Annotated in this window: 21 protein-coding genes; 6 read left to right on the plus strand and 15 right to left on the minus strand. The window is 62.6% G+C overall.

Features of this window, described 5'->3' with window-relative positions; translation table 11 throughout:
* Positions 1-54: 54 nt before the first annotated feature.
* Entirely contained in the window at positions 55-432 is a 378-nt protein-coding gene (locus tag BLQ09_RS17270; protein ID WP_027605876.1) for a response regulator, read from the plus strand.
* A 62-nt stretch (positions 433-494) separates the two neighbouring features.
* Here BLQ09_RS17270 and BLQ09_RS17275 read toward each other — a convergent pair whose 3' ends face one another.
* The 4 genes from BLQ09_RS17275 to BLQ09_RS17290 all read right to left on the minus strand — a co-directional run bounded on the left by BLQ09_RS17275 (position 495) and on the right by BLQ09_RS17290 (position 5799).
* Positions 495-2165 (minus strand): response regulator, encoded by a 1671-nt coding sequence (locus BLQ09_RS17275; protein WP_092357997.1) that lies wholly within the window; start codon positions 2163-2165, stop codon positions 495-497.
* Positions 2162-3664 (minus strand): ATPase domain-containing protein, encoded by a 1503-nt coding sequence (locus BLQ09_RS17280; RefSeq protein ID WP_027605874.1) that lies wholly within the window; start codon positions 3662-3664, stop codon positions 2162-2164. The genes BLQ09_RS17275 and BLQ09_RS17280 overlap by 4 nt, the downstream gene beginning before the upstream one ends.
* Positions 3665-3775: 111 nt before the next feature.
* The gene (locus BLQ09_RS17285) at positions 3776-4834 is read right to left on the minus strand and encodes a tetratricopeptide repeat protein (RefSeq protein WP_092357999.1); all 1059 of its coding nucleotides are present in this window, start codon (positions 4832-4834) and stop codon (positions 3776-3778) included.
* A gap of 71 nt (positions 4835-4905) precedes the next feature.
* Entirely contained in the window at positions 4906-5799 is an 894-nt protein-coding gene (locus tag BLQ09_RS17290; protein ID WP_027605872.1) for a bestrophin family protein, read from the minus strand.
* Between the two features lie 200 nt (positions 5800-5999).
* Here BLQ09_RS17290 and BLQ09_RS17295 point away from each other — a divergent pair, with 200 nt between their 5' ends.
* The 4 genes from BLQ09_RS17295 to BLQ09_RS17310 are packed head-to-tail and all read left to right on the plus strand — an operon-like array spanning position 6000 to position 9889.
* Positions 6000-6767 (plus strand): SDR family NAD(P)-dependent oxidoreductase, encoded by a 768-nt coding sequence (locus BLQ09_RS17295; RefSeq protein ID WP_027605871.1) that lies wholly within the window; start codon positions 6000-6002, stop codon positions 6765-6767.
* A gap of 12 nt (positions 6768-6779) precedes the next feature.
* Complete coding sequence (locus tag BLQ09_RS17300) at positions 6780-7964, plus strand: acetyl-CoA C-acyltransferase (protein WP_092358001.1); 1185 nt, start codon at positions 6780-6782, stop codon at positions 7962-7964.
* Between the two features lie 12 nt (positions 7965-7976).
* The gene (locus BLQ09_RS17305) at positions 7977-9104 is read left to right on the plus strand and encodes an acyl-CoA dehydrogenase (RefSeq protein ID WP_092358003.1); all 1128 of its coding nucleotides are present in this window, start codon (positions 7977-7979) and stop codon (positions 9102-9104) included.
* An 11-nt stretch (positions 9105-9115) separates the two neighbouring features.
* Positions 9116-9889, plus strand: coding sequence for an enoyl-CoA hydratase (locus tag BLQ09_RS17310; protein ID WP_027605868.1), 774 nt, complete (start codon positions 9116-9118; stop codon positions 9887-9889).
* A gap of 83 nt (positions 9890-9972) precedes the next feature.
* Here the strand turns inward: BLQ09_RS17310 and BLQ09_RS17315 are convergent, their stop codons facing one another.
* From BLQ09_RS17315 to arnC, 11 genes are all read right to left on the minus strand, one after another.
* Positions 9973-11124, minus strand: a complete 1152-nt coding sequence (locus BLQ09_RS17315) for an acyl-CoA dehydrogenase family protein (protein ID WP_027605867.1) — start codon at positions 11122-11124, stop codon at positions 9973-9975.
* 3 nt (positions 11125-11127) lie between these two features.
* A complete protein-coding gene (locus BLQ09_RS17320) occupies positions 11128-12231 on the minus strand; it encodes an enoyl-CoA hydratase/isomerase family protein (RefSeq protein ID WP_027605866.1) in 1104 nt (367 codons plus the stop codon).
* A gap of 141 nt (positions 12232-12372) precedes the next feature.
* Complete coding sequence (locus BLQ09_RS17325; RefSeq protein ID WP_092358005.1) at positions 12373-13083, minus strand: HPP family protein; 711 nt, start codon at positions 13081-13083, stop codon at positions 12373-12375.
* Between the two features lie 239 nt (positions 13084-13322).
* Entirely contained in the window at positions 13323-14945 is a 1623-nt protein-coding gene (locus BLQ09_RS17330; RefSeq protein ID WP_092358007.1) for an ArnT family glycosyltransferase, read from the minus strand.
* Between the two features lie 3 nt (positions 14946-14948).
* The gene (locus BLQ09_RS17335; protein WP_027605863.1) at positions 14949-16328 is read right to left on the minus strand and encodes a UDP-glucose dehydrogenase family protein; all 1380 of its coding nucleotides are present in this window, start codon (positions 16326-16328) and stop codon (positions 14949-14951) included.
* Positions 16325-16738, minus strand: coding sequence for a 4-amino-4-deoxy-L-arabinose-phosphoundecaprenol flippase subunit ArnF (gene arnF / locus BLQ09_RS17340; protein WP_092358009.1), 414 nt, complete (start codon positions 16736-16738; stop codon positions 16325-16327). The genes BLQ09_RS17335 and arnF overlap by 4 nt, the downstream gene beginning before the upstream one ends.
* Positions 16735-17082: a 4-amino-4-deoxy-L-arabinose-phosphoundecaprenol flippase subunit ArnE gene (gene arnE / locus BLQ09_RS17345; RefSeq protein ID WP_027605861.1), complete on the minus strand. Its 348-nt coding sequence runs from the start codon at positions 17080-17082 to the stop codon at positions 16735-16737. The genes arnF and arnE overlap by 4 nt, the downstream gene beginning before the upstream one ends.
* Positions 17079-18734, minus strand: a complete 1656-nt coding sequence (gene arnT, locus BLQ09_RS17350) for a lipid IV(A) 4-amino-4-deoxy-L-arabinosyltransferase (protein WP_027605860.1) — start codon at positions 18732-18734, stop codon at positions 17079-17081. The genes arnE and arnT overlap by 4 nt, the downstream gene beginning before the upstream one ends.
* Entirely contained in the window at positions 18731-19615 is an 885-nt protein-coding gene (gene arnD / locus BLQ09_RS17355; protein ID WP_027605859.1) for a 4-deoxy-4-formamido-L-arabinose-phosphoundecaprenol deformylase, read from the minus strand. Before arnD ends, arnT begins: the two co-directional genes overlap by 4 nt.
* Positions 19615-21606: a bifunctional UDP-4-amino-4-deoxy-L-arabinose formyltransferase/UDP-glucuronic acid oxidase ArnA gene (gene arnA, locus BLQ09_RS17360; RefSeq protein ID WP_092358011.1), complete on the minus strand. Its 1992-nt coding sequence runs from the start codon at positions 21604-21606 to the stop codon at positions 19615-19617. Before arnA ends, arnD begins: the two co-directional genes overlap by 1 nt.
* Positions 21603-22640: an undecaprenyl-phosphate 4-deoxy-4-formamido-L-arabinose transferase gene (gene arnC / locus BLQ09_RS17365; protein ID WP_027605857.1), complete on the minus strand. Its 1038-nt coding sequence runs from the start codon at positions 22638-22640 to the stop codon at positions 21603-21605. The genes arnA and arnC overlap by 4 nt, the downstream gene beginning before the upstream one ends.
* Positions 22641-23040: 400 nt before the next feature.
* Between arnC and BLQ09_RS17370 the strand changes: the two genes are divergently transcribed.
* Positions 23041-23853, plus strand: coding sequence for a M949_RS01915 family surface polysaccharide biosynthesis protein (locus BLQ09_RS17370; protein WP_092358013.1), 813 nt, complete (start codon positions 23041-23043; stop codon positions 23851-23853).
* The last annotated feature ends 28 nt before the right edge of the window (positions 23854-23881 follow it).

The raw sequence follows: 23881 nt of genomic DNA on the forward strand, positions 1-23881 counted from the left end.
CTCTACGTGACCCCATGGTCGTAATTGCAGCAATTGACCGGACAAAGGCTTCCCATGAGTGAAGATGCACAAGATGTCGTACTGATCGTCGAGGACGACGAATCCATTATGTTTGTGCTGGGTGAGTACCTGGCCGGCCTGGGGTATCGGGTATTGAAGGCGATCAACGGGGAGCAGGCCTTTGAAATCCTCGCCACCAAGCCGCACCTGGACCTGATGGTCACCGATTACCGTTTGCCCGGTGGGATTTCCGGCGTGCAGATCGCCGAGCCGGCCATCAAGTTGCGCCCGGAATTGAAAGTGATCTTTATCAGCGGCTACCCCCAGGAAATTCTCGACTGCAACAGCCCGATCACGCGCAATGCGCCGATCCTGGCCAAGCCGTTTGACCTGGATACCTTGCAGGAGCATATACAGCGTTTGTTGGCCTAAAGGGCCAGGTGGTGAATCAGGCTCTTCCTGAGCCTGAATGACACTGCTTGGCTAATGGCCATTTACGCCCGAATCATCTCCCGCACCTTCGCCGTCAACAAATCAAAGGTAAATGGCTTGGTGATCAACTGCATCCCCGGATCCAGGAACCCACCACGCACCGCCGCATGCTCGGCATATCCGGTAATGAACAGCACCTTCAGGTCCGGACGAACCTGCCGGCCTATCTCTGCCAGTTGGCGTCCATTCATGCCGGGCAAGCCGACGTCGCTGATCATCAGGTCAATGCGCTGGCTGGATTCGATAATCGGCAGTGCGCCATCGGCATCGCCCGCTTCGACAAAGGCGTAGCCCAGCTCACTCAATACCTGGCTGACCAGCACGCGCACCGCCGGGTCGTCCTCGACGATCAGCACGGTTTCCCCCCTGTTGGCGATCGGCAACAGGGCAGGGTCCACGGTCACATCGGGGGTGATTTCGCCGACAAAACGTGGCAGGAACAGGCTCACCGTGGTGCCTTTGCCTACCTCGCTATGGAGGGTTACATGGCCCCGCGACTGGCGCGCGAAACCGTAGATCATCGACAAGCCCAGGCCGGTGCCCTGGCCAATGGGCTTGGTGGTAAAGAAGGGGTCGAATACCCGGCCCAACAGGCTTTCCGGAATGCCGCAGCCGGTGTCGCTGACACTCAGTTCCACGTAGTCGCCGGGCTTGAGCGTGCCGTAGGCGGCGGTGAAGACGCTGTCGAGGTGACGGTTGCAGGTTTCGACAACCAGGCGGCCCCCACTCGGCATGGCATCCCGGGCGTTGAGCGCCAGGTTGAGCAGGGCACTTTCCAGTTGATTGGGGTCGGCCTCGGCGGTCCACAACTGAGTGTCCAGGCGCATGTCCAAGGCGATGCTTTCGTTGAGGCTGCGTTGCAGCAGCTCGCCCATGGAGGTCACCAGTTGGTTGATCTGTACCGGCTTGGAGTCCAGCGACTGGCGCCGCGAGAACGCCAGCAGGCGGTGGGTGAGGCCGGCGGCGCGGTTGGCGGAGGTCACGCCGAGGTCGATCAGGCTGTCCAGATCGTCCAGCTTGCCGCGGGACACGCGCCTTCGCAGCAGCTCCAGGCTGCCAATAATACCGGTGAGCATGTTGTTGAAGTCATGGGCGATACCGCCGGTCAACTGGCCGACGGCTTCCATCTTCTGGGATTGGCGCAAGGCTTCTTCGTTGCTGCGCAACTGCGCCGTGCGTTCTTCGACTTGCTGTTCCAGCGTCTCAAGGGTGCGCTGCAGGCGCAGTTCGCTCTCGCTCAGGTCGATCAACCTGTCCCGTGCCTCATATTGCCGACGCCGTCCGCGCAGGGCGGCGCTCACCAGGCTGATCAGCGTCACGGGGTGGAAGGGGCGCTCCAGGAACGTCACGTTGCCCAGCAGGCCGCTGAGGTGGGATGAACCGTTCTGCTCGCTGCCGCCGTGATGGGTCATCAGCACGATGGGCAGGTCGGACCAGGCGGGCTGCTGGTGCAGGTATTCCAGCAGGGGCTCCAGGTCCGCGCCGCGCAGGGCTTCGGCTGCGATGATCAGCATGCCGGCGCCTTGCTCCACGGCCTCGCACAATGCGGGCAGGCTGCTGGCAACCATGCCGGTGTAGCCGGCTTCCTTGAGCATCATCAGCGCCAACGAACCATCACGGCCCATGGGCGCCAGGACGATTGCGCGTTCGGATACAGGTGAAATGGTGGTCACACGCCCTCATCCTTGAGCAAAGGCGAACCGGCGCCCATGTAGGTCGGGATGCCGCGCAAAACCCCTTGGAAATTGTCCAGCGGTTCTCCGACGGTCATGCCACGGCTGCTGATACGGTATTCACGGATAGTCGACTCATGGGCGCCGGTGCGTTTCTTGATAATCGAGATGGCGCGGCGCACCTTGCCCAACGCCTCGAAATAACGCAGCAGAATCACGGTGTCGGCCAGGTAAGTGATGTCGACAGGGGCCTGCATGTCGCCGACCAGTCCATGTTGCGCAACGGTCATGAACGTCGCCGCGCCACGGCGGTTGAGGTACAGCAGCAGTTCATGCATATGCAGGATCAGCGCGTTTTCTTCCGGCATTGCCGCCTGGTAGCCATTGATACTGTCGATGACCACCGTCTTGATCCCGCGCTCGTCCACACAACGGCGCACGCGGTGGGAAAACTCGCCGGGGGACAGCTCGGCCGCGTCCACCTGTTCGATCAGCAGGTTGCCGGTGGCCTGCAGGGCGGCGAGGTCGATGCCCATATTGTTCATGCGCTCGAACAGCAAACCCAATTCTTCATCGAAGATAAACAGCGCGGCCTTTTCGCCACGGCCTACCGCCGCTGCGGCGAAGATCATCGAGATCAGCGACTTGCCGGTACCGGCCGGGCCGAGAATCAGGCTGCTGGAGCCGGTCTCGACGCCGCCGCCCATCAGGGCATCCAGCTCGCGAATGCCGCTGCTCAAGGTCTGGCGTATGTAACCGCCACGATGCTCGGCGGCGACCAGGCGCGGGAATACGTGAATGCCATCGTGCATGATGGTGAAGTCGTGAAACCCACCCCGATATTTCTGCCCGCGATATTTCACCACCCGCACGCGACGGCGTTCGGCGCCGTAGTTGGGGGTCAGTTCTTCCAGGCGAATCACCCCGTGGGCCACGCTGTGCACGGTTTTGTCGAGGGATTCGGTGGTCAGGTCGTCGAGCAGCAGCACGGTGGCGTCGTAGCGCACGAAGTAATGCTTGATCGCCAGGATCTGGCGGCGATAGCGCAGCGAGCTTTGCGCGAGCAGGCGGATTTCCGAGAGGCTGTCGATGACCACTCGGGTCGGCTTGACCCGCTCCACCACTTCGAAGATCTGCCGGGTTGCTTCGCCCAGCTCCAGGTCCGAAGAGTACAGCAGGCTCTGCTGATGCTCGGCATCCAGCAGGCTCTCCGGCGGGGTCAGCTCGAAGATATGAATATTGTCGTCCAGGTCCCAACCGTGGGACTCGGCGCCCTGGCGCAACTCACGCTCGGTTTCGGACAGTGTGATGTAGAGCGTTCGCTCACCCGCTTTCGCCCCGGCCTGCAGGAAGTGCAGGGCGACCGTGGTTTTACCGGTGCCAGGTTCACCTTCCAGCAGGAACAGGTGGCTGCGCGATAGCCCTCCGGCAAGAATGTCGTCGAGACCTTCGATGCCGATGGCTGCTTTTTCGGTTAACAACGCTTTGGATGTAGACAAGAAGTGCCCTCAGGTCACATACGAGTAGAGGATGCGCATCCAGGTGGACGCGCCATGTTCTCTTGACCGTAGCGCTTTGTGGCGGTTCAAACTGATGCGCGATTATTGTGCCTACAGGCCTTGCTGCAGTGCCGGATCGTCAGGGTTTTGCTGTTCGAGCTGGGCGAGCAGCACCTGCACATTCTGCAATTGGCCGCTTTCTTTCCAATAGTTGACCAACAGCACCCGGGCCTTGCGATTGGCCGGGTGGCGCTGGACGATTTCCTCCAACTGGCGCTGGGCCGCTTCCAATTCCTGCTGGGCATGCAGGGTGGTAGCGAGGTCGTAGCGGTAATCCTGATTGTCCGGCTCCAGCTCCACGGCCTTGGACAGGCCGAGCAACGCATAGGGGCGCTCGCCATGGTGCAGCAGCCACATACCCAGGGCATGTTGCAGGTAGGCCGACTCAGGGTGCGCCGCCAATTGCCGGGCCAGCAATTGGCGGGACTCATCGGTCTTGCCCTGTTTATCCAGCAACTCGATCTGCGCGACCACCGCTTGCAGGTTGTCCGGCTGCAAGCGCATGGCCTGTTCCAAGGCGTTTTGCGCTTCCGGCAGCAGGGCGCTGTGAATGTACAGGCGCGCCAGTTGAATCCAGCCTTCGGCCGTTTCCGGTTGGGCCTTGAGCTTTTTCACGAACTCGTCCAATACCTGCTGCAATGGCCCGAAGTACAGGCCCAAGGTGTCGGGCGACAGGCCGAGCAGGGCATTGGCGGCGGCAAAGCGTACGCTTTGTTCGGGGTCATCGAGCACCGGGCCGAGCAGCAGGGTGCGCTGGCCGCTGGGCACCAGGCCGACAATGCTGTGGATGGCCGCTTCGCGCACCAACGCGGAGTCGCTGGTGAGGTCTTTGTCGGCGAGCTTCAAGGCCTGGGGGCTGGGGTAGTTGGGCAATTCGGCATGCAGCGCGGCGCGGCGCTCGGGTGACAGGTCCGGCCGGCCCAATTGCTGATACAGCACGCGCGCGGCGCCCGGCTCGCCGTTATGCGCCTGTTTCAAGGCTTTTGAGTAACCGTGGGCAATGGCAGGAGGCACGGCCACCTGGGCGGTGCGGGAGAAATACCAGGTGATCAGCACAATCAACAACAGGGCGCACAGGCCGATGATGGAGTAACGGCGTGACTTTGACATGCAGGCGTCCGAAAAGCTGAAGAAGCAAAGCCGCAAGCTTCGGCCAGACCACGGCAGGTGTCAAACCCGCATCAGGTCAGCACGTATTCCACCGGTTCCAGGGCCGGCGGCAGGTCGGTTTCGCCGAGGGCGGCCAGCAGCTCACGCTCCAGGGTGCGCAGGATCGCATTGCAGGGCAGGTCGTTTTCGTCAAAGCCGAAAGGGTCTTCCAGGTCGTCGCCGATCTCATCGAGGCCGAAGAAGGTGTAGCTGACAATGGCGGTAAACACCGGCGTCAGCCAGCCGAGGGGTTCGGCCATGGCGAACGGCAAGAGGATGCAGAACAGGTAAATGGTGCGGTGCAGCAGCAAGGTGTAGGGGAAGGGCAGCGGTGTGCTTTTGATGCGCTCGCACGCGGCCTGTACCTGGCTGAGGCTGACCAGGCGGGTTTCCAACTGGGTGTAACGCCATTCGCTGAGGGCGCCTTGCTCGGCCAGGGCGGAAAATCCCGCGCCAATCTGTTGCAGCACCCGGTCAGGCAGGTTGGGATGACTCGCTTCCACACTGGCCCAGGGCTGGATCGCCCGGGCTTCGTCTTCGTGGCGCAAGCGCGCGACCAGCCCGTGGGCGAAGCCGCCCAGGCCCCGTAGCAGGCGCCCACGCTCCGTCGGGTCAGTGAGCACCTGGGTCTCGCGAATCAGCGAGCGCACCTCGATGATCATCTGCCCCAGTTGCTTGCGGCCTTCCCACCAGCGGTCATAGCAGGCGTTATTGCGAAAACTCATGAAGATCGACAGCGACAGCCCGAGCAACGTAAAGGGCGTGGCGTTGACCTTGGAGAAATAGGCCGGGTGCAAGGTTTCCACCAACACGATCACCGACGCCAGCAGCGTGACCAGCAGGCTGCGCAGGGCGATGCGCTTGGCAATCGAGCCCTTGAGGGAAAACAGGATGCCCAGCAGGTTCGGTTTGGGACGTACGATCATCGCGGGGAGGACTTCTTCGGTGGCGCAGGCCCTCAGGTTAGGAGCTTGCACTGCGCACGTCCAATCGCTTGGGCTGACCGGACGATCAGCGCGGTCGATGATTGGCCAAACCAGTCAGCCATGTTGAAGGCTTTGACCATTGCTGCCGTGGCGTTGCAGAGCGACTATTTCGACGATCTCGACCGTTCAAGGAAACAATAATGCAGATTGAGAACAAGGTTTTTCTGGTCAGCGGCGGCGCTTCCGGCCTCGGTGCGGCCACCGCAGATATGCTGGTCGCGGCCGGCGCCAAGGTCATGCTGGTGGATTTGAATGCCGACGCCGTGGCGGCCAAGGCCAGGCAGCTCGGCGACAACGCCCGCAGCGCAGTGGCGGATATCAGCCAGGAGGCCGCAGCCGAAGCCGCCGTGCAGGCAACGGTCGCGGCGTTTGGCGGATTGCATGGCTTGGTCAACTGCGCGGGGGTGGTGCGCGGTGAAAAGATCCTCGGCAAGACTGGCCCCCATGGGCTGGCCAGCTTTGCCCAGGTCATCAACGTCAACCTGATCGGCAGCTTTAACCTGCTGCGCCTGGCGGCGGCGGCGATCGCCGAAACGGAAGCGAACACCGACGGCGAGCGCGGGGTGATCATCAACACCGCTTCGGTGGCTGCGTTCGACGGGCAGATCGGGCAGGCCGCTTATGCGGCGTCCAAAGGCGCGATAGCCAGCCTGACCCTGCCCGCCGCACGGGAGCTGGCGCGCTTCGGCATTCGCGTGATGACCATCGCCCCGGGCATTTTCGAAACCCCGATGATGGCCGGCATGACCCCGGAAGTACGCGACTCCCTGGCCGCCGGCGTGCCGTTCCCGCCACGCCTGGGCAAGCCTGCCGAATACGCCGCGCTGGTGCGGCACATCATTGAAAACAGCATGCTCAACGGCGAGGTGATCCGTCTCGACGGCGCCTTGCGCATGGCGGCCAAGTAAGGAGGATGAGCCATGAATGATCCCATCGTGATTGTCAGCGCCGTGCGCACGCCCATGGGCGGGTTCCAGGGCGACCTCAAGGGCCTCACCGCACCGCAACTGGGCTCTGCCGCCATCCGAGCGGCGGTCGAGCGTGCCGGCATCGCCGCCGATGCCGTGGATGAAGTGTTGTTTGGGTGCGTGCTGCCGGCCGGCCTGGGCCAGGCGCCTGCGCGTCAAGCCGCCTTGGGCGCCGGGTTGGATAAGTCCACGCGTTGCACCACCCTCAACAAGATGTGCGGCTCGGGCATGGAAGCGGCGATCCTCGCCCATGATTCCCTGCTGGCCGGCAGCGTCGACGTGGTGATCGCCGGCGGCATGGAAAGCATGTCCAACGCGCCCTACCTGCTGGACCGCGCACGCAGCGGCTATCGCATGGGCCATGGCCGCGTCATCGATCACATGTTCCTTGACGGCCTGGAAGATGCGTATGAAAAGGGCCGCCTGATGGGCACCTTTGCCGAGGAGTGCGCGCAGCTCAACGGCTTCAGCCGTGAGGCGCAGGATGCGTTTGCCATCGCGTCGCTGACCCGTGCGCAGGAGGCAATCACCCATGGCAGCTTCGCCGCCGAAATTGTCACGGTACAGGTCACCGTCGGCAAAGAGCAGAAAACCATCCTGCATGACGAACAACCGCCCAAGGCCAGGCCGGAAAAAATCCCCGGCCTCAAACCGGCGTTCCGCGAAGGCGGCACCGTGACGGCGGCCAATTCCAGCTCGATTTCCGACGGCGCGGCAGCGTTGCTGCTGATGCGTGAGTCCGAGGCGCAAAAGCGTGGGCTCAAGCCGCTGGCGGTGATCCACGGGCATGCGGCGTTTGCCGATGAACCGGGGCTGTTTCCGGTGGCGCCGGTGGGCGCGATTCGCAAGCTGATGAGCAAGACCGGCTGGAGCCTCGACAACGTCGATCTGTTCGAAATCAACGAAGCCTTTGCCGTGGTCAGCCTGGTGACCATGAGCAAGCTGGAAATCCCCCACGCCAAGGTCAATGTCCACGGCGGTGCCTGCGCCCTGGGCCACCCGATTGGCGCGTCCGGCGCGCGGATCCTGGTCACTCTGCTCTCGGCCCTGCGCCAGAAAGGCCTCAAGCGGGGCGTCGCCGCCATTTGTATCGGCGGCGGTGAAGCCACGGCCATGGCCGTCGAATGCCTGTATTAAGGACTGAGCCCAATGCTGCCCAATGACGAACAACTGCAAATCAGCGACGCCGCCCGGCAATTTGCCCAGGAGCGGCTCAAACCGTTTGCCGCCGAGTGGGACCGTGAGCACCGCTTTCCCAAGGAAGCCATCGGCGAGATGGCCGAACTGGGCTTTTTCGGCATGCTGGTACCCGAACAGTGGGGCGGGTGCGCCACCGGTTACCTGGCCTACGCCATGGCCCTGGAGGAAATCGCCGCCGGTGACGGCGCCTGCTCCACCATCATGAGCGTGCACAACTCGGTGGGCTGCGTGCCGATCCTGAGCTTCGGCAACGATCAGCAGAAAGAACAATTCCTCAAGCCCCTGGCCAGCGGCGCCATGCTCGGTGCTTTCGCCCTGACTGAGCCGCAAGCCGGTTCGGATGCCAGTGGCCTGAAAACCCGTGCACGCCGTGAAGGCGATCATTACGTGCTCAATGGCTGCAAACAGTTCATCACCTCCGGCCAGAATGCCGGGGTGGTGATTGTGTTCGCGGTGACTGACCCCGCAGCGGGTAAGCGTGGGATCAGCGCGTTTATCTTGCCCACCGATTCGCCGGGCTACAGCGTGGCGCGGGTCGAGGACAAGCTCGGCCAGCATGCCTCCGATACCTGCCAGATCCTGTTCGAGGATGTAAAGGTGCCGGTGGCCAACCGCCTTGGGGAGGAGGGCGAGGGCTACAGGATCGCCCTGGCCAACCTTGAAGGCGGTCGCGTCGGCATCGCCTCGCAATCGGTAGGCATGGCCCGCGCCGCGTTTGAGGCTGCACGCGACTACGCCCGCGAGCGCGAAAGCTTCGGCAAACCGATCATTGAGCATCAGGCCGTGGCCTTTCGCCTGGCGGACATGGCCACGCAAATCGCCGTGGCGCGGCAGATGGTGCACTACGCCGCCGCCCTGCGGGACAGCGGCAAGCCGGCGTTGGTCGAAGCTTCCATGGCCAAGCTGTTCGCCTCGGAAATGGCTGAGAAAGTCTGCTCCGCCGCCTTGCAAACCCTCGGCGGTTACGGTTACCTGAGCGACTTCCCCGTGGAGCGGATCTACCGCGATGTGCGGGTCTGCCAGATTTACGAAGGCACCAGCGATATTCAACGCATGGTCATCTCACGCAATCTCTAAGGAGCCGATACATGAGTTACGAAACGATTTTGCTCGAAGTCCAAGGCCGCGTCGGGCTGATTACCCTCAACCGCCCGCAAGCCCTGAATGCCCTGAATGCGCAGTTGGTCAGTGAGTTGAACCAGGCCCTGGATGGCCTGGAAGCCAACCCGGAAATCGGCTGCATCGTCTTGACCGGCTCGAAAAAAGCCTTCGCTGCCGGTGCGGACATCAAGGAAATGGCCGAGCTGACCTACCCGCAGATCTACCTCGACGACCTGTTCAGCGACAGCGACCGCGTCGCCAACCGGCGCAAGCCGATCATCGCCGCGGTCAACGGCTTCGCCCTGGGCGGCGGCTGCGAACTGGCGCTGATGTGCGATTTTATCCTGGCCGGTGACGGCGCCAAGTTCGGCCAGCCGGAAATCAACCTCGGCGTGCTGCCGGGCATGGGCGGCACCCAGCGCCTGACCCGCGCCGTGGGCAAGGCCAAGGCCATGGAAATGTGCCTGACCGGACGGTTTATCGATGCGGTGGAAGCCGAGCGCTGCGGGATCGTCGCGCGCATCGTGCCCGCCGATGAACTGCTCGACGAAGCGCTGAAAGTCGCCACGCTGATTGCCGGCAAATCGGTGCCGATCAGCATGATGGTCAAGGAAAGCGTGAACCGTGCGTTTGAAGTGAGCCTGTCGGAAGGCGTGCGCTTTGAGCGCCGGGTGTTCCATGCAGCGTTCGCCACGCAGGACCAGAAGGAAGGCATGGCGGCGTTTGTGGCCAAGCGCGCGCCGGAGTTCAAGGATAAGTAGCCGTTGCCAGCTGTATAGCTGCAAGCTTCAAGTAATCGCCAATGCGCTTTTACTTGAAGCTTGCAGCTTAAGACTTGCAGCTCTTACAGCTGGTAGTTTTTGAGTTCCCGGGCAATCACCATCCGCTGAATCTCGCTGGTCCCTTCGTAAATCTGCGTGATCCGCGCGTCCCGGTAGTAACGCTCCACCGGGTAATCCTCCAGATATCCATAGCCGCCATGAATCTGCATCGCGCTGGAGCAGACCTGCTCGGCCATTTCCGAGGCAAACAGCTTGGCCTGGGACGCTTCCGAGAGGCAGGGCTTGCCGGCGCTGCGCAGGCGCGCCGCATGCAGGATCAGTAAACGGGCAGCGTTCAGGCGGGTTTGCATGTCCGCCAGCAGGTTGGCCACGCTTTGGTGTTCGATGATCGCCTTGTCGAATTGCACCCGGTCGCGGGCATAGGCCAGCGCCGCCTCAAAGGCCGCACGGGCGATGCCCAGGGCTTGGGCGGCAATGCCGATGCGACCGCCTTCGAGGTTGGACAGGGCGATGGCCAGGCCTTTGCCGCGCTCGCCGAGCAGGTTGGCCTCGGGCACGCTGCAGTGGTTGAGGGTGACGGCGCAGGTGTCCGAGGCGCGAATACCCATCTTGTGCTCGGTGCGGTCGACCACAAACCCCGGGGTGTCGGTGGGGACCAGGAACGCGGAAATGCCTTTCTTGCCCAGGTCCGGGTCGGTCACGGCAAATACAATCGCCAGCTTGGCGCGCTTGCCGTTGCTGACGAACTGCTTGGCGCCATTGATCACCCACTGGCCGTCGCGCAGTTCGGCGCGGGTGCGCAGGTTGTGGGCCTCGGAGCCGGCCTGGGGTTCGGTCAGGCAGAAGCAGCCAATCGCCTGGCCACTGGCGAGGTCGGCCAGCCAGGTGTGTTTCTGGGCATCGGTGCCGTAGTTGAGGATTGGCCCGCAACCCACTGAATTATGGATACTCATCAGTGCGCCGGTGGCGCCATCGCCGGCCGAGATCTCTTCCACGGCCAGGGCATACGCCACGTAGTCGACATAGGTACCGCCCCATTCTTCCGGCACTACCATGCCCAACAGGCCCAGTTCGCCCATCTTCGCCACCAGGGCGTCGTCGATCCAGCCGGCTTTTTCCCAGGCTTGGGCATGGGGGGCGATTTCACCACGGGCGAAGTCGCGCGCCATGTCACGGATCATTACCTGTTCTTCAGTATATTCAATGTCTTGCATGGCTTATTTCGCAACCTGCTCGAAGTGATGAAAGAAGCTGTCGACGTGGCTTTTGTCCAGTCCATGGAGCGTCGGCGGGTTCCAGCGAGGGTTCTTGTCCTTGTCGATGATCAGCGCGCGGACCCCTTCGATCAGGTCGCCGCGTTCGAACCATTGGCGGTCAAGGTGCAGCTCCAGGGCAAAGCACTGTTCCAACGGCAGGCGCCGGCCGCGTCGCAGCATTTCCAGGGTCACGGCCATGGCCAGGGGCGAGCGGGTCTGCATCAGGTGGACGGTGTTCAGTGCCCACTCATGACTGTCGGCGACAGTGACTTCCTGAAGTTGCTCGACGATGCTCGGAATGTCCGGCAGGCCAAAGAAGTGGTCGATAGCCGGACGCAACGCGGCCAACGGCGGGTCGGGCAGGCGCTGCACCGCCAGCTTGGCCAGCACGCCTTGCAGGTCTTTGAGGGGCGACTCGTGCCATTGCAGGCTGTCGAGTTTCTGGTCGAGGCTGGCCAGCTTGGCGCTGTCCAGGTACCAGTTGGCCAACCCGCAATACAGGGCGTCTGCCGCGCGAACCTGCACGCCGGTCACGCCGAGGTAAATGCCCAGCTCGCCGGGAATGCGCGGCAGGAAGTAGCTGCCACCGACGTCCGGGAAGTAACCGATCGCCACCTCCGGCATCGCCAGGCGGCTGCGTTCGGTGACGACGCGCAAATCCGCCCCCTGCACCAGGCCCATGCCGCCGCCCAGGACAAACCCGTCCATCAGGGCCAGTACGGGCTTGCGGTAATGGTGGATGGCCAGGTCCAGCGCGTATTCCTCGACGAAGAAGTCTTCGTGCAGGGTGTCGCCGCGTTTGAAACTGTCGTACAGGGAGCGGATATCGCCGCCGGCACAAAATGCCTTGTCGCCCGCACCGCGCAGGACTACGGCATGCACCTGCGGGTCGTCTGACCAGGCGTGCAGCTGTTGCGCGAGGCGGCGGACCATGTCCAGGGTGATGGCATTCAAGCCGGCGGGGCGATTGAGGGTGAGGTGACCGATATGGTTGCGTACTTCGGCCAGTACGTCGTCCTGACGCCTGTCGGCGCTGCTTGCTTCGCTTGAAACCTGAGCAGTCATCTGTAACTCCCTGCTTTTATTGTTCTTTATCAAGATGGTCGTGCGCAAACACTCCCGTGATCGTACCAGTGCAAATTTGCACAGTACAACCCGGAATCATGCAGGTCGTTTTTGCATTTATGCAGGGTGGCGGGCGTGGGTTCAGGTCACGCGGGTTGCCAGTACTTCACCGATGCTGCGGCGCCGAGCGTGGGTTTCTGCAGCGTGGATCAATTGCTCCAGCTCCGTCGGGGCCACGTCGTAGAATTGCTCCATGTCTGCCAGCGCCAGCTTCAAGTCGGCGGCCGTGATAGCGGGGTCTCGGGCGGCCCTGGGGTCAGGCAGGACAGTCGTCGACGTCTCGACAGCACCCTTGGGGTAGCGCGTTCGCGTCGCATTATTGTAGGCCAATGCGCAGGCCAGCAAGGCACCGGCGCCGAGTAATACGGCCCCCAATTCGTGCCAGCCCAGGGCGGCGGAGGCAGGGTCGGCCAGGACCAGGCTCATGGCCAGGCCACCGGCGGGCGGGTGCAGGCACCGCAGCCAGCACATCAGCACCACGGCCATGCCGGCCGCCAGGCAGGCACCGCCCAGGGTGCGCCCAAGGACGCGGGCCACCAGCAATGCCACGACACCGGCGCACAGGTAGCTGCCGATGATCGACCAGGGTTGTGCCAGCGCACCGGACGAAACCGCAAACAACAACACCGCCGATGCCCCCAGCGGGCCCAGCAGGTGCAGGGCCACCTCCATGCCAAAAAACTGGGCACAGAGCCACACACTGAAAAATGTGCCCAAGCCCATGCCAATCGCGGCACGGCTCCATTCGGTGGGGCGGGTGTTGATAGCAGCGGGAAACCAGCGAGAGCGCATTGAAAGGAAATCCATAAACGGCGGGCAAAAAAAAGGCTTGTCTGGTTGCCCGGAAAAGCCCTTTGAAAGTTCCTGCATTTGGGGGAGGAACCCGCGCAGTGTGCCGCGCCCGGCAGGGCAGCGCCAATGCATATTAATGAGGGTTAAATACAAAAATAATGAGGTTATCAAGGCGTGGCGGAGCGGTAGATAGCTACCGCATGTGGCCATCGAGTTTACAGTTGGGGTTCAGACGCAACTCAAGGTTGGGCAGGTTTAGCCAGGTGCAGCAGCACATAGGGGTTTCGGTCGAACTCACCGCTCAACGTAGGCGTGATAGAGGCAAAGCGCGGGTCTTCGAGCCCTTCGAAATCCGCCTGGCTCATCACCAGCCACGCCGGCCCTTGCAGCGGTGCCAGGTCAGAGGCTTGTTGGGTAAACAACGGCACCTGGTCGCAGTCGAGGTTGACCATGTATTTGATCGCCTTGGCGTCTTTGCCCAGGCCGTGCAATACCACGGGCGCGCGCTGTTGCTTGACCTGCTCATGCACTTGCAGGGTAAAGGTGCGGGTGTCGTAGACGCTGCGTTCGAGCGGTTCGACCACGGCAATATAGGTTGCCCACACCGCAAGCACGGCGGCAAGCGCCGGACCCAGCGGCCGCAGGCGAGCCCTGAACAACGCCAGCAATGCCAAGGCTTGCAGCACGCCGAGAACGGCGAACACCGGTCCCAGCTGGCTCAACTCTTGCGGATAGCGTGGCCGCGCGAATACCAGCCCGACGATCAGCAGGCCTGGCAGCAGCGTCCATAGACCCAACATCAGCCCACGCAACCCTGCAAACAACCGCCCCTCAGCGGCCTGGAACGGGTACGCCGCAATGATCGCCGCCATCGGCAACATCGGCAGCACATAGCGGGCCTTCTTTGCCTGGGGAATCGACAGGCCCAGCATCACCAGCAAGCCTGCCGCGGCGCAGTACAGCACCAGTTGCAACGCCGGTGTCGGCACGCGGCGCCCACCGACCGTAACCGCCAGCAGCACCAGCAGCGCCACGGGATAGGCGAGGGCGTAGTTGCCCAGCGAGCTGGTGAAGTAATACAACGCGCCGCTGGAGCCTTCACTGCCGTCCATTCGCCCCAGGAACTGCATGCGGATCACATCCTGCATGAAGCTTTCGCCGCCACTGAGCTTGGCCATCAGCAACAGCAGGCCGACACAGGCCGCCAGCAGCGCCAGGGCCAGCAGGCCAAAGCTGAACAGTTGGCGCCATTGCCGGTTGATCAGGTAGTAGCTGCACAGCACGCCCGTGGGAATGACCAGCCCGATCGGCCCGCGAATCGCAAAGCCGAGGATCAGCAGCAGGTACAGCCAGTACAAGCGTCTGCCCGCACCGAAATGGTCATGGGCATAACCGAGGTAGAACACCGCCAGGGCGATGGCGGCGAGCATCTGGTCAAGGGACACCGCACGGGTTTCACTGATGAAGGTACTGCTCAGCAACAACAGCGCGATGCTCAGCAGCCCCCAACGCTGGGAGTAGGGCGCCGTCAGGCGATACACCAGGATGACGATCACTGCCGAGGCAATCGACGTGGGCAGCCAGGCCGTGAGGCTGGTGACCTCGCCCAGGGGCAGGGACAACAGCCAGGTCATCAGCGTCGAGGTGGCCAGGTAATCGGCATACGGCTGCCCGTAGGTGGTGGGGAAAAAGCCCGGCCCATGGCGCAGCATCTCCTGGGCAAACACCACGAAGCGTGAGTCGAAACCGATAATCGCCTGGTGCCAGCTGCCGGCGATGAACAACAGCAGCGCCAGCAATCCCAAGACGAGGGATTGGCGGCGGATCGTCGGGCTGAGCAGGGGCGGTTGAGCTTTGTTCACGACTCAGGCTTCCACGACCTGCGGCACCCACTGTTGCTGGGGGATCGGCAACTGGCAGGAATCGCCACGACCGATCGGGTAATACTGGAAGCCCTTGCGCGCCAGGCGCTCACCGTCATACAGGTTGCGGCCGTCGAAGATCACCGGGGTTTTCAGGCGCTGGTGGATCAGCTCGAAGTCGGGCGCCTTGAACTGCTGCCATTCGGTGCAGACGATCAGCGCATCGGCGCCGAGCAAGGTGGATTCCGGCGTGCCCATCAGCATCAGTCGCTCCTCGTCAGCGTAGATACGCTGGGTTTCCTGCATGGCTTCCGGGTCGAACGCCCGTACAGTGGCGCCGGCGGCCCACAACGCTTCCATCAGCACGCGGCTGGGTGCATCGCGCATGTCGTCGGTGTTGGGCTTGAACGCCAGGCCCCACAGGGCAAAGGTCTTGCCGCGCAGGTTGCCCTGGAAGAACGCATTGATACGCTCGAACAGCTTGCTCTTCTGGCGCTGATTGATGGCTTCCACGGCTTCCAGCAGGTCGCTGGAGCAGTTGGCCTGCTTGGCGCTGTGGATCAAGGCACGCATGTCCTTGGGGAAGCACGAGCCGCCGTAGCCGCAGCCGGGGTAGATAAAGTGATAGCCGATGCGCGAGTCGGCGCCGATGCCCAGGCGCACGGCTTCGATGTCGGCACCCAGGTGTTCGGCCAGCTCGGCGATCTGGTTGATAAAGCTGATCTTGGTCGCCAGCATGCAGTTGGCGGCGTATTTGGTCAGTTCGGCGCTGCGCAGGTCCATGAAGATGATGCGGTCGTGGTTGCGGTTGAACGGCGCGTACAGGTCGCGCATCACGTCGCGCACTTCTTCGCGCTCGCAGCCGATGATGATGCGGTCCGGGCGGCGGCAGTCGGAAACGGCCGAGCCCTCCTTGAGGAATTCCGGGTTGGAGACGATATCGAACTCCAGGTGCCGGCCGGCCAGGTGCAGGGCTTTTTCGATATGGGCGCGCAGGGTGTCGCCGGTGCCAACCGGGACGGTGGATTTCTCCACCAGGATCACCGGTTCGATACGGTGGCGGGCTACTGCGTCACCCACCGACAGCACGTACTTGAGGTCGGCCGAGCCGTCTTCATCCGACGGCGTACCCACCGCGATAAACAGCACTTCGCCGTGTTCGACGGCAAGCTTTTCGTCAAAGGTGAAGTGCAGTCGCCCGCTCTCCAGGTTTTCCTTGACCATGGCCGCCAGCCCCGGCTCGAAGATGCTCACATGGCCTTGCTGCAGGAGCTTGACCTTGTTCTGATCGACGTCCATGCAGATGACATCGTGACCGACTTCGGCTAATACGGTGGCCTGTACCAGACCGACGTAACCACTACCAAATACACTGATTTTCATGGGGCATTCCTGGCGCTTGCAGCGCTAGCACGGCGAGAGTTAATAACCAGCACACCAAGGATGACAAGCGCCACCCCCAGGGTTTTCGAGAGGGAAAAATGTTCGTTGAACACCGGCAGGCTGGCGGCCAGCAGGTACACCAGCGCATAGCTGATGCTCAGCAGCGAATAGGCGCGGCCCAGGGGCAGGTGCTTGAGGGCGCCGAGCCAGCAGAGCATCGACAGCGCGTAGGCCAGGATCGCCAGGCTCACCACGCCGAGCGCCGCGAAGTCGATGGCATTGCTGTGGAACGCCGTCAGCCATTCGGTAGGCAAGGGCAGGCGCGTCATGCTCCAGCGCATGCCCAACTGGGCGGCGCTGACCAGGCCAACGCTGCCCAGGGCCAGGGCAAACCCACGCACGCGGCTCATACCTGGCGCCCCAGCAGCACCACACCGGCAATCACCAGCACCACGCCCAGCCAATGCCGTGTGTCGATGGGTTCCTTGAACACTCCGCGCGCCACCAGGGTGACCAGGACAAAATTGAGGCTGAGCATCGGGTAGGCGATGCCGACTTCCAGGCGCTGCAACACCAGCAACCACACCAGCAAACCAAAACCCAGGCACAGCAGGGCCGACCACAACCATGGCGAGCGCAGTTTCAGCGCCCAACCGTCGGGCTGGTCGCGCCAGCCTTCCACGGCGAATTTCTGCGAGACCTGGCCCATGCATGTGAGCAGGCAGGCCGCCAATAACAGGAGCAGTGTGATCATGGCGCAACCTGCGGGAACACCAGGATCACGATATTGCCTTGCTCGTAGCGCTTGCCGTCCTTGGGCAGCAAGTCCACTTCGGCGAGTTCGTCGTCGCCCTTGACGCGCATGACCACACCGACCGCGCCGTGTTTGCGCGCGTCGCTCATCCATTGCTGGACCTGTGTGGTGTCGACCTTGTGATGGGCCGCATCGTCGAAGGCCAAGCCATATTTCACTTCGCCGACGGTGTTATAGAGGGTCACGTCCGGGCGCTTGACGCGCCATGCCAGGGCGGAGGCTGCACCCAGGTCGTTGCTCAGCAACGCGCTGGTCTGGCTCAACTCCTGGAGGTGATCGATGATGAACTGGTCCGGGGTCTTGTTATAAACCACCGAATGGGGCAATGCGGCCGGGACCAGCGCCACCAGCAACCAGCTGCCGATCACCGGCGCTGCCCACAAGCGCAGCGGGCGCGAGGCCTGCAACAGGTTGGCAACGATCCAGCCGAACAGGAAGACAAACACCAGCACCAGGCTGAGGGTTTCACTGCCGTGCTCGTACACCGGTTTTTTCAGTTGGAACCAGGTCAGGGCCAGTAACGCCACAACGCCAATCACCAGGTTCAGCCAGCCGTTGATGCGCAACACGCGCCCACGGGCCTGGGCCAGTTTGTCGGCCAGGGTGTGGCCCATCAGCAACGCCAGCGGCAGCAGGCACGGCATGATGTAGGAGGGCAACTTGCCCTTGGCCAGGCTGAAAAACGCCAGGGGCATCAGCAGCCACAGCAACAGGAAGGCGGTTTTCGCCGCGCGTTTTTCCTGCCACGCCTGTTTCAGGGTCGACGGCAACAGCGCCACCCACGGCAGGCAGAAGGCAATCAGCAGCGGCAGGTAATACCAGAACGGTTCGGCATGCTGGGCATCGTCGCCGGCAAAGCGCTGGATGTGCTCGTGCCAAAAGAAGAAGTTCCAGTAGTCCGGCTCCTGCAGGTGCACGGCCAGGGCCCACGGCAGGCTCACCGCAATGGCCACGACCACGGCGACCAGGCCGTAGCCGAGCAATTCGCGAAAGCGCTTCTGCCAGATCGCGTAGGGCAGGGCGATCAACACCGGCAACAGCCACGCCAGGAAGCCCTTGGTCATAAAGCCCATGCCACAGGCAAAACCGAGCAGCGCCCAGGCCCCCAGGCGGCCGTTGCGGGTGGTGCTGTCGAAGCAGAACCACAGGGCGACGCCGGTCAGGTTGACCCAGAACGTGAACTGCGGATCGAGGTTGGCATAGCCGCCCAGTGCCGCCACGCTGACAAAACTCATGTACAGCACACTGCTGACCAGGCTTTTTTGCGGGTCATTCCACAAGCGGCGCGACACCAGGTACACCAGCAGGATGCTCAAGCCGGTGCTCAGCGCCGAGGCGAAGCGCACGCCAAACAGGTTCTGCCCGAAGATCGCCTGGCCCAGCGCGATCATCCAGTAACCGGCAGCCGGTTTTTCGAAGTAGCGGATCCCCATGAAGTGCGGCGAGGCCCACTTGCCGGTCAGCAGCATTTCCTGGCTGATCTGTGCATAGCGGGTTTCATCCGGAATCCACAGGCCGTGGGTGGCCAGCGGCAACAGGTAAAACACACCGAACGCCAACAGGAGCAGGGGCAAGGCCCAACGCCGGATCATGCCTGCTGCACTCCGAGCCACCCCTCACGGCCGCTCAAGGCGCCGCGCACCAGGTGTTGCCGGGGCAGGGTGGTCAGGTCCGCAGGCAGCAAGTCGCCCAGGGGGTTGAAGTCGATGCCGCGCTGCCCTGCCTGGGCGAGCAACTGGCGAAAATCATTGGCCATCAGAATCCCTTCTACTTCTGCGTGGATCGTGTAGACGTTGAGCTTCGACTCGGCAAACCGGTCAAGAATGAAGCCGTTGAAGTCTTTGGCGGCCACCACCGGCCCGACGACTTCGTCGAAGGTCGGCAGGTCCACCGGAATTTGTGGCGTACCCGCGCTGCCATCGGCCAATGTCGGCCGAAACAGGCTGGTACCCCGGCAATCGCTGTTGTAGCGGAAGTTGAAACCTTGCTTGGCCTGCACCACCCGCTCATCGGCACGCCAACCAGCAGCCGCCGAACAGTCGATGCGCTCGCCGAGGATGTCGCTCAAGGTCTCCACGCCGCGTCGAATCTGCTCCACCAGCTGTGCATCGCTCCAACGCCCGGTGTTGGCCTGCCAGCCGTGGTGATCCCAGGCGTGCAGGCCGACTTCATGCCCCGCCGCCTTGGCCTGGCGCATCAAGTGCCCCAGGTCACGACCGATCGGCTTGCCTGGCCAGGCGGTGCCGGCCAGCAGGATGTCCCAGCCGTACAGGCCGGCCGCGTTGGAACGCAGCATCTTCCACAGGAACTGCGGGCGAATCAGGCGCCACAAGTGGCGCCCCATGTTGTCCGGCCCGACACTGAAGAAGAACGTCGCCTTGACCCCGGCCTCATCCAGGGATTCGAGCAACCGTGGCACGCCTTCACGGGTGCCGCGGTAGGTATCGACGTCGATGCGCAAGCCTGCCTTCATTACTTTTTGTCCGCGATTTCGAGCATGGCTTCACGCAGGAAGAAGTCCAGCGTGTTGCCGATGGTTTCGCTCATCTCCACGGTCGGCTCCCAGTTCAGCAGGCGCTTGGCGTTTTCGATGCTTGGCTTGCGGTGGGCCACGTCCTGGTAACCGGTGCCGTAGAACGCCTTGCTCTCGACGTCGCGGAAACCGGCGAACGGTGGGAAGTTGCCGCGCAGCGGGTGCGCCTCGAACTGACGCAGCAGCTCTTCGCCCAACTGGCGGATGCTGGCTTCGTTTTCCGGGTTGCCGATGTTGATGATCTGGCCGTTGCAGGCATCGTTGTCGTTATCGATGATGCGCGCCAGGGCTTCGATACCGTCGGCGATGTCAGTGAAGCAACGCTTCTGCTCGCCACCGTCGAACAGGCGGATCGGCGTACCTTCCACCAGGTTCAGGATCAGCTGGGTGATCGCCCGGGAGCTGCCGATACGCGCCGAATCCAGGCGGTCCAGGCGCGGGCCCATCCAGTTGAACGGACGGAACAGGGTGAAGTTCAGGCCCTTGGCGCCGTAGGCCCAGATCACGCGGTCCAGCAGTTGCTTGGAGACCGAGTAGATCCAGCGTTGTTTGTTGACCGGGCCGACCACCAGGTTGGAGGTGTCTTCGTCGAAGTACTGGTCCTGGCACATGCCATAGACTTCGGAGGTCGACGGGAAGATCACGCGCTTGTTGTACTTGACGCAGTAGCGCACCAGCTTGAGGTTTTCTTCGAAGTCCAGTTCGAACACGCGCAGCGGGTTGCGGGTGTATTCGATCGGTGTGGCGATGGCCACCAGTGGCAGGACCACGTCGCACTTCTTGATGTGGTACTCGATCCACTCGGTGTGGATGCTGATGTCGCCTTCGACGTAATGGAAGTTCGGGTGGCTGCGCAGGCGCTCGATGGCGTCGGAGCCGATGTCCAGGCCGTAGACTTCATAACGGTCGTCACGCAGCAGGCGCTCGGACAGGTGGTTACCGATAAAGCCGTTCACACCGAGGATCAGCACGCGGGTCCGGCGCGGCTTGCGGCCGGACTCGGCACCGCGCAGCACGGAGCCGTCGACCAGGCCCAGTTCGTTGGCCAGCGACGGACCCGCCAGGTACAGGCCGTTGTCATTGCGCTGGCCGAACTTGACCACCAGGGAGTCTTCGCCGCAGGCGATGCGCAGCGGGTTGACGCTGATCACACGGCCCGGCGCCAGGCCTTCATTGCCCTTGACCACTTCGGCTTGCCAGACGATGAGCTTGTGCTCGCCGACGGCGCAGAACGCGCCTGGGTACGGTTGAGTCACCGCGCGCACCAGGTTGAACAGTTCTTCAGCGGGTTTTTTCCACTCCAGCTTGCCGTCGGCAGCCGTACGGCGACCAAAGTAGGTGGCCTGGCTTTCGTCCTGGGCCGTCTCGCTCAGCTTGCCCGCAGCCAGTTGCGGCAGGGCGTCGCGCAGCAGGCTGGTGGCCGCATCACGCAGCTTGGCGTGCAGGGTAAGGCCGGTGTCGGTGCGCTCGATCCCGACTTTTTGCTGGGCCAGGATCGCGCCGGCATCGGCGCGCTTGACCATGCGGTGCAGGGTCACGCCGGTTTCGGTTTCGCCGTTGACCAGCACCCAGTTGGCCGGGGCACGGCCACGGTATTTAGGCAGCAACGAGCCGTGCAGGTTGAACGCGCCTTTGCTGGCGGTGGCCAACAGCGGTTCGCTCAGCAGGTTGCGGTAGTAGAAAGAAAAAATGTAGTCCGGGTTCAACTTGGCGATGCGCTCGATCCACAGCGGGTGGTTGGCGTCTTCCGGCGCGTGTACCGGGATGCCGTTGCGCGCGCAGAGTTGGGCGACGGAGCCGTAGAAATTGTTTTCCTTGGGGTCGTCGGCATGGGTGAACACGGCGGCAATGTCGTAGCCGGCAGTCAGCAGGGCTTCAATGCCCGCACAGCCAATATCGTGGTAAGCGAAGACAACGGCTTTTGAATTCATGACGAAACCTGATCGGAAGGAAAAGTAGTGGTGGAATGGGAGGACACCAGGCCGTCGACGACGACCACGGGTGCCGGTGCCGCCGGTTGGTTGCGCAGCACTTTTTCAATAAAGAAGCGGGGGCGGGCGCGCACGTCGCTGTACATGCGCCCCAGGTATTCGCCCAGCAGGCCCATGCCGATGAACTGGCCGCCGGTGAACACGAACAGCACCGCGAACAGTACGAACAGACCGTCACCGGCCCAGTCGGCGCCGAAGGCCAGGCGCATCACGATCAACGCAAAGGCGAAGAACACGCCCAGCGCCGCCAGGCTGAAGCCGACGATGGACAGCAAGCGCAGCGGCGTGGTGGTCATGCAGGTCAGCAGGTCGAACATCAGGCTGATCAGGCGCATGGCGCTGTATTTGGATTCGCCGTGTTCACGCTCGGCGTGGTGCACCAAGATCTCGGTGGTGTGACGAGCAAAGCCGTTGGCCAGGATCGGGATGAAGGTGCTGCGCTCGCGGCAGGCGAGCATGGCGTCGACGATGGTGCGCCGGTAAGCGCGCAGCATGCAGCCGTAGTCGCTCATGGCCACGCCGGTGGAGCGTTGCACGGCGAGGTTGATCAGGCGCGAAGGCCAGCGGCGAAAGGCCGAGTCCTGGCGATTGTTGCGTACCGTGGCGACAACGTCGTAGCCCAGGGCGGCCTGTTCAACCAGGCGCGGGATTTCTTCGGGGGGGTTCTGCAGGTCGGCGTCGAGGGTAATCACCACGTCGCCCCGGCACTGCTCGAAACCGGCCATGATCGCCGCGTGCTGCCCGTAGTTGCGATTGAGGATCACCGCCACCACGTTGCTGCCGTCTTGCGCGGCGGCGTCTTCGAGCAATTGGGCGGAGTTGTCGCGGCTACCGTCATCCACCAGGATGATTTCGTATTCGTAGGCCAGTTGCTTGCAGGCGGCAGTGGTACGACGCAGCAGTTCAGGCAGGCTTTCTTGTTCGTTGTAGACCGGGATAACGATCGACACGCAATGAATAGGGTAGGGTTTCAAAGATTCATGACCTCGGGGCTGGAGCAACTTGGCGCGTGAAAGCAGTAGTAATCATTGGACGAACACCTGGCCCGCACTTAAAAAGCGGCACTAAAGATGAAGCGTAATCAACAGCTTAGCTGGTGTTGTGGAATTCGCTCTGAAGTTTCACGTTCAAGATTAAGCGCAAAAATGTTGAACAGATATGAAAGGCAGATGAAAAACTCGTTTATTTGACAGGTAGACAGCTAGGGTTCAGCTACATAACTAAGGTATGGCAGGGTAAGGTCCGCAGGCTGAATAGGCGTTGTCTGCTGGTGAGGCGCTTTAATCCGCCAGTCCTTGGTCTTAATTGAAGAATCTTCTCTGCAATGCGCTTCAAGTGCCGGTAAAGTAAGCCATCTCTTGCCAGGGTACTCGGATGAATAGCGTGCAGCGTATAAGCGGCCAATGGCGGCCCGTTTTGATCGGATTGTTGATGACGGCGGCCTGCGTCAGCGCCGTACGGGCAGATGATGGCGTGGCGCTCACCGCGCTCGCCCAAGTGCCTGAGGGTGTTGAAGTGCGCGGCAGGCAGGTCGCCGCCTATACCTGGGACGACCGCCAGGGCAAGAACCTGCTGGTGCTCTCCGAGCAGGTCAGCGAACGCGAGGATGACGGTACCCAGTCGGCGTTTGTCTATGCGGCCCAATACCTGATCGACGGTGACCGTCCCAAGCGCATGTGGATGCTCTACGACGACGTGCAGCATTGCCAGTTCGATGCGGCGCTGCGCTTCGACATGGCCGCGACCAAGGTCACCGACCTCACTGGCGATGGCGTCACCCAGGCCACCGTGGGCTATTCGCGCACCTGCACCAGCGATGTCAGCCCCAACGAATTCAAGCTGATCATGCATGTCGGCAAGTCGCAGAAGTACCGCCTGCGCGGAGTCGACCGGGTCGGCGCAGCCTGGTGGGATGAGGAGGCCGGGGCCCTGCGTGGCATGCCGCTGCCCAAGGATTGCAGCGTGGCCGGGCAGCAGGCGCTGGTCAGCCAGTACAAGGAGCAGGGCACGGAGTTGCCGTTGCCGGGTTGCTATGGCGATGAGAACGACTTTGCCAAGGCGCCGGAAGCTTACCTGGCCTTTATGCGTCAGCACTGGTTCGCCCTGATGCAGAAGCAGGATGCCGAATGGAGCCAGGCCCAGACCCAGCCCCAGGCGCCCACCGAGGATGACGACACGGCACCGTGATTTTGTGCCAGGGCTTTTCCTGGGTTAG

It is taken from the genome of Pseudomonas sp. NFACC25 (assembly GCF_900100935.1).
In the GTDB taxonomy this organism is placed as follows: Bacteria; Pseudomonadota; Gammaproteobacteria; order Pseudomonadales; family Pseudomonadaceae; genus Aquipseudomonas; species Aquipseudomonas marginalis.

What these genes read in the sequence shown, in the direction of transcription:
- BLQ09_RS17270 (WP_027605876.1), top strand. Translation starts at nt 55, where the DNA reads ATGAGTGAAGATGCACAAGATGTCGTACTGATCGTCGAGGACGACGAA.
- BLQ09_RS17285 (WP_092357999.1), bottom strand. Translation starts at nt 4,834, where the DNA reads ATGTCAAAGTCACGCCGTTACTCCATCATCGGCCTGTGCGCCCTGTTG.
- BLQ09_RS17290 (WP_027605872.1), bottom strand. Translation starts at nt 5,799, where the DNA reads ATGATCGTACGTCCCAAACCGAACCTGCTGGGCATCCTGTTTTCCCTC.
- BLQ09_RS17295 (WP_027605871.1), top strand. Translation starts at nt 6,000, where the DNA reads ATGCAGATTGAGAACAAGGTTTTTCTGGTCAGCGGCGGCGCTTCCGGC.
- BLQ09_RS17300 (WP_092358001.1), top strand. Translation starts at nt 6,780, where the DNA reads ATGAATGATCCCATCGTGATTGTCAGCGCCGTGCGCACGCCCATGGGC.
- BLQ09_RS17305 (WP_092358003.1), top strand. Translation starts at nt 7,977, where the DNA reads ATGCTGCCCAATGACGAACAACTGCAAATCAGCGACGCCGCCCGGCAA.
- BLQ09_RS17310 (WP_027605868.1), top strand. Translation starts at nt 9,116, where the DNA reads ATGAGTTACGAAACGATTTTGCTCGAAGTCCAAGGCCGCGTCGGGCTG.
- BLQ09_RS17315 (WP_027605867.1), bottom strand. Translation starts at nt 11,124, where the DNA reads ATGCAAGACATTGAATATACTGAAGAACAGGTAATGATCCGTGACATG.
- BLQ09_RS17320 (WP_027605866.1), bottom strand. Translation starts at nt 12,231, where the DNA reads ATGACTGCTCAGGTTTCAAGCGAAGCAAGCAGCGCCGACAGGCGTCAG.
- BLQ09_RS17325 (WP_092358005.1), bottom strand. Translation starts at nt 13,083, where the DNA reads ATGCGCTCTCGCTGGTTTCCCGCTGCTATCAACACCCGCCCCACCGAA.
- BLQ09_RS17335 (WP_027605863.1), bottom strand. Translation starts at nt 16,328, where the DNA reads ATGAAAATCAGTGTATTTGGTAGTGGTTACGTCGGTCTGGTACAGGCC.
- arnF (WP_092358009.1), bottom strand. Translation starts at nt 16,738, where the DNA reads ATGAGCCGCGTGCGTGGGTTTGCCCTGGCCCTGGGCAGCGTTGGCCTG.
- arnE (WP_027605861.1), bottom strand. Translation starts at nt 17,082, where the DNA reads ATGATCACACTGCTCCTGTTATTGGCGGCCTGCCTGCTCACATGCATG.
- arnT (WP_027605860.1), bottom strand. Translation starts at nt 18,734, where the DNA reads ATGATCCGGCGTTGGGCCTTGCCCCTGCTCCTGTTGGCGTTCGGTGTG.
- arnD (WP_027605859.1), bottom strand. Translation starts at nt 19,615, where the DNA reads ATGAAGGCAGGCTTGCGCATCGACGTCGATACCTACCGCGGCACCCGT.
- arnA (WP_092358011.1), bottom strand. Translation starts at nt 21,606, where the DNA reads ATGAATTCAAAAGCCGTTGTCTTCGCTTACCACGATATTGGCTGTGCG.
- BLQ09_RS17370 (WP_092358013.1), top strand. Translation starts at nt 23,041, where the DNA reads ATGAATAGCGTGCAGCGTATAAGCGGCCAATGGCGGCCCGTTTTGATC.